2 protein-coding genes and 1 pseudogene are annotated in these 5,312 nt (G+C 47.4%); all 3 read left to right on the top strand.

Annotated features, from left to right (window positions below; all coding sequences use genetic code 11):
- Positions 1–698, top strand: a 698-nt coding sequence (locus ACJ751_RS23950; RefSeq protein ID WP_407748061.1) for a FecR family protein, incomplete at its 5' end; no start/stop codon positions are given.
- A gap of 75 nt (positions 699–773) precedes the next feature.
- On the top strand, positions 774–3,764 hold the full coding sequence (locus tag ACJ751_RS23945) for a TonB-dependent receptor plug domain-containing protein (protein WP_407748060.1): 2,991 nt from the start codon (positions 774–776) through the stop codon (positions 3,762–3,764).
- Positions 3,765–3,815: 51 nt separating this feature from the next.
- A pseudogene (locus ACJ751_RS23940) lies at positions 3,816–5,312 on the top strand (glucosidase); the annotation flags it as partial.

Below are 5,312 nucleotides of genomic sequence, written 5' to 3'. Positions count from 1 at the left end.
TAATAGGCGCCTTACTTATCAGTGGGCTGGTGTTGTATTATTTCAGAAAACCGACTTACACATATATCTCAACACCATATGCAGCTACTAAAACCATATGGTTGCCTGATAGTTCAGAAGTGGTGCTGAATGCCAATTCATCTATCCGGTTCGACAGGAACCGTACAGCCGGCAAACGGGAAGTGTGGATAACAGGAGAAGCCTTTTTTAAAGTGCGCCATATTGATAAGGCCGGAGCCGCGCAACCCTTTGCCGTTTATGCCGGCGATGCGGAAATAGAAGTGCTGGGAACCGAGTTCAATGTAAAAGCTATCAACAATACAACCGGTGTGTTGCTGCAAAAGGGGAAAGTGCGGTTCAGTGTTCCAGGCAAAAAAGCCGCCGCCATCATGCAGCCCAACGAGTATTGCCAGTATTCAGCAGCGCAGGGAAAAATAACCACCCGTGTTGCGAATCCGGTGCTGTTCACTTCGTGGCTGGAAAAGAAATACCGGTTTGAAAAGGCGACAGTACAGGATGTTTGTGAAACTTTAAGCGAATATTTTGGGTTCGAATTTATTATACATAATAATAAACTGGATACACTGACCATTTCGGGTACGTTGGAATTGCAAAATGAACAGGTGCTGTTGCAGGTGTTGGGTGAATTACTCCATACAACGGTTACCAGGGAGGGAAACCAGGTTATTATTGAATAAGCGGAACGTAAACCAAAACTAAACGCAGTGCGCAAACGCAGAGCCTGATAAAAAAGCGTTAAGCGTTTATTGATTATGAGAAAAAGCCTTTTTAAAAAATGGCTTATTGCATGTAATTTATCCCTGTGTATGGTATTTACCGTGCAAGGACAGCGAATTGCCCCTAATCCCCAACCCTTAAAAGACGTAATTGACGCGCTCGAAAAGAAATTCAGCGTAAGCATCCTGTACCGCGAGCAACTGGTTCAAAACAGGAAAGTAACGCCCGATACTGCTGGTTGTAACAATGCCGATAAAGCCTTGCGCACCCTGTTAACTCCATTAGGGCTGACCTATAAAAAAGTATCGCCTACTCAGATCATCATTTCAGAAGTACCTGTTAATACAGATAAGAAGGAAAACACAACGGCTGAAACACAAAGCCTGTTGCGCGGAACCGTTCGCAATGAAAAGAACGAACCGGTACCGGGCGTTTCTATTATTGTGATCGGCGTAGACAAAGGAACCGTGACCGATACACAGGGAAATTATTCGCTGCCATTGGAAGAAGGCGCCCAAAAGATCTATTTCAGCAGCGTTGGATATAGCAGTTATGTGACCTCGGTTAAAATGCCACATACCGAAACTGTCAGGAATGTAACCCTGAACAGTACCATGACCGATCTTAGTGGGGTAGTGGTTGCCGTGGGCAGTCGTGCCGGCCAACGCACTTTTACCAACACTTCCCTGCCCGTAGATAATATCAATGGCGCCGATCTCATCAGTACCGGTCAGTTAACGCTCGACAAAGCATTACAATACCGCGCACCTTCTTTCAATACCGTGAACATGCCCGTGCATGATGCCACTTCTTTGTCTGATCCCTACGAGATCAGGAATATGGGCCCATGCCGCACCCTGATATTAATAAACGGAAAAAGAAAGAACCCCGGTTCGCTTGTATATATACAAACATCGCCCGGGCGGGGAGAAACAGAAACGGATCTCTCTGCCATCCCCATTGAATCCATAAAACGGGTGGAGATCTTACGCGATGGCGCTTCTGCCCAATATGGGTCGGATGCCATTGCCGGTGTTATGAACATCATTTTGAAAGACCGTTTTGAGTATACCAGTTTTAAGGCAAATACCGGCATAACCAGTAAAGGCGATGGTTTCTCTATTGGCAACAGTATTAACAGTGGCGTAAATATCGGCCAGAAAGGATTTGCCAACTATACCATCAGTTTTCAGAAGGAAAGCCGCACCAACCGGCCGGGTAAAGTAGATGCCGAACAGGATAACATCGACCTGGGTGATGGTACAGCTGCCGGGTTGGAAAAAGTAAAAGCCTATCTGGCTCAGTTTCCCGATGCCCGCAATGTGAATGGTACGCCGGCGATTACGGCCGCGCGCTTCCTGGTAAATACCGGCATACCGGTGAATGATAACGCTACCTTCTATGCGAATGCTGCCTATGTGTACAAGAACATTCAGAGTTATGCCAACTATCGCACCGCATACTGGAAACAGGACCCATATTATTTGTTGCATGATACAGCTACTACCTACCTGGGGTTTGGTCCTACCTTTGCCGGCGACCTCAACGACTATAACGCCACCCTCGGTTTTAAACAGGAGAAGGAACTATGGACAACAGATGTAAGCGCTACCATTGGCGGCAATAAGCAATTGTATTCGGTTAACAATACCTGGAACCCCGCGTTGGGCGCCCAAAGCCCCACCACCTTCAGGCCCGGTGGGTATGGCTTTCATCACGTAGTTGGAAATATTGATATTACCCATACGATAAATGAACACCTGGCCATTGCCTTTGGCTCCGAGTTCCGGAATGAAACTTTTACCATCATTGCCGGCGACAGGGCATCCAGTGTAGGTGTGGGACCAGTTTCATTTTCAGGCATTGCTAACATCAACGCCAGTACGTCGAACCGGTTTAATATGGGCGGCTATGTAGATGTTAGTTACGATGTATCTAAATCCATGCTGTTGAACGCTACTGCCCGGCAAGAATATTACAATGATTTCGGGGGCGCCTTTGTATGGAAGGTCAGCGGCAGAAAAAAGTTCCTGGGCGATAAACTGTCTGTTCGCTCCTCTTTGTCAACCGGGTTTCGCGCACCGGGTTTGCAACAGGTAAACCTGCAGATAGTACAACAGATCTTTACCCCCGGCATGGGTGTGCAAACAAAAGGCGTGGTCAGTAACAAAAGCAGGCAGGCCCAGGTGCTGGGTGTGCCCGCGCTGAAACCCGAGCGATCACAAAATTTCACCGCTGGTATTGGGTTACGCCCGACCCGCAATTTCAGTCTAACCCTCGATTATTATAATATCAATATTAGAGACCGGATCATTTTAAGCTCCGACATTGCACATACTGCCGATAATAATACACCGCTCGACACCGTATTAAGCGCCAATGGCATCATTGGCGTTAGTTTTTTTACCAATGGCATCAACACCAATACGCAGGGGCTCGACCTGGTGGCTACACTTAAAAATCTCCGCGTATTTAATGCCGGTCGCGTAACCATTAACCTCGCCGGTAATTATACCATGGCCAATAAGTTGCTGGGCATGGTAGCCAATCCCAAATTAATTTCAGCCGCAGGGCAGGAGATCTTTGATTATATGCAGGAGGCGTTGTTATTAACGAGCAGGCCAAAATTCAAAGCCATCCTGGGTAGTGAACTTTCGATAGGTAAATTGAGTGTTAATATAAACAACACGTTGTTTGGTCCGGCCACCTTCCGCAGTGCAGGTCTTGACAGGAATTTAAAAATGGTGTTTAAAACCAAACTCGTTACAGACGGGCATTTGGGATATCAATGTACGCGCTGGCTGGGCGTTTCCTTCGCCGTAAATAATATCTTCAATGTATTGCCTGAATATGTGTTGAAAACCCTGAACGAGGATGGCCGTGTCTTGTTAAATGATCCGGTTGCCGTTAAAAAGAATATCAATGCCGTTACTTTTAACGGCCGTTATGGTATTGCTACGTATGATGGATCGCACTTTAGTCAGTCGGGTACTACATTTTTACTGACTATTAATTGTAAGTTATAATCCCGTCACATCAACATTTCTCCTGTACATTTGTTTGTAGAAATCTAGCAAATGAACGCAGAACAACAACGGCTACAGGACCCCAGCTGGAAAAGATGGGGCTCGTATGTTTCAGACAGGCAATGGGGCACTGTTCGGGAAGATTACAGCGGCAATGGCGACGCCTGGAACAATACCACCCACGATATGGCCCGCAGCAAAGCCTGGCGCTGGGGTGAAGAAGGCATTGCCGGCATTTGCGATGATAAACAGTTGTTGTGTTTTTCGCTGGCATTATGGAATAAAAGAGATACCATTCTGAAAGAACGTTTGTTTGGGTTGAACAATCAACAGGGCAATCATGGTGAAGATGTAAAAGAGATCTATTATTACCTCGATGCCACGCCTACCCATTCGTACATGAAAATGTTGTACAAGTATCCGCAACAGGAATTTCCTTACGAATGGCTGATCCAGGAGAATGGCCGCCGCAGCCGGCAGGAGCCGGAGTTTGAATTGATAGAAACCGGTCTCTTCGATGAAGATAAATACTTCGATGTGTTCGTTGAGTATGCCAAGGCCGGTACCGATGACATCCTTATAAAAATAACCGTTCATAACCGCGGTAAGGACGCAGCCAGTTTGCATGTATTGCCTACCGTTTGGTTTCGCAATACCTGGGCCTGGGGCCGCCATGATTATAAACCCACTTTATACAAGAACGGCGATCATGCCATCCGCATCGAGCATGATCGGCTGGACGTATCATCCCTGTACTTTCAGGGAGCCGGCACCATGTTGTTTTGCGAGAACGAGACCAACAACCCCCGGTTATATAACTATGACGATAATCAAAAATATCCAAAAGATGGTATTGGCGATTTTTTGATCCATGGTAAAAAAACAGTGAACCCCGCCATGATGGGTACCAAGGCAGCCATTAATTATGAGCTCACCATTCCCGGCGGTTCCTCCCAAACCATTCGATTGCGGTTAAGCGATCAACATGCACCCAATGCATTTGAAGATTTTGATGCCATCTTTGAAGCCATGTTTGCCCAACGCATGGCAGAGGCCGATGCTTTTTATGGAGAGCTGCAACAAAATGTTCCCTCCGATGATGAAAAGCTCATTTTCCGGCAGGCCATAGCCGGCATGTTGTGGAATAAACAATTCTATTCGTATAAAGTGCAGCAGTGGCTGGATGGAGATCCTGCTTTGCCCACGCCGCCGCCTGAACGCTGGCGGGGCCGCAATAATGACTGGAAGCAAGTCAATAACGAGGATATTATCTCCGTGCCCGACAAATGGGAATTTCCCTGGTTTGCGTCGTGGGATCTCGCGTTTCACTGTGCCGCCTTCGCACACGTCGACCCGGATTTCGCCAAAGAGCAAATCATCCTGATGCTCCGCGAGTGGTACATGCATCCAAACGGGCAGGTCCCCGCCTACGAATGGGATTTCGGCGATGTCAATCCGCCCGTGTTGTCGATGGCCGCCCGGGCCGTATTCGACATCGAACGCTCTCATACCGGCAAGGGCGACTACGCTTTCTTGGAGCGCGTCTTT

This window comes from Niastella sp., assembly GCF_045805085.1.
Taxonomy (GTDB): Bacteria; Bacteroidota; Bacteroidia; order Chitinophagales; family Chitinophagaceae; genus Niastella.
Note: the sequence above shows the minus strand (reverse complement) of the source record. Positions and strands in the feature narration are given on the sequence as shown.

Excerpts from the sequence above, each read along its gene's own strand:
- ACJ751_RS23945 (WP_407748060.1), top strand. The coding sequence starts at position 774 with ATGAGAAAAAGCCTTTTTAAAAAATGGCTTATTGCATGTAATTTATCC.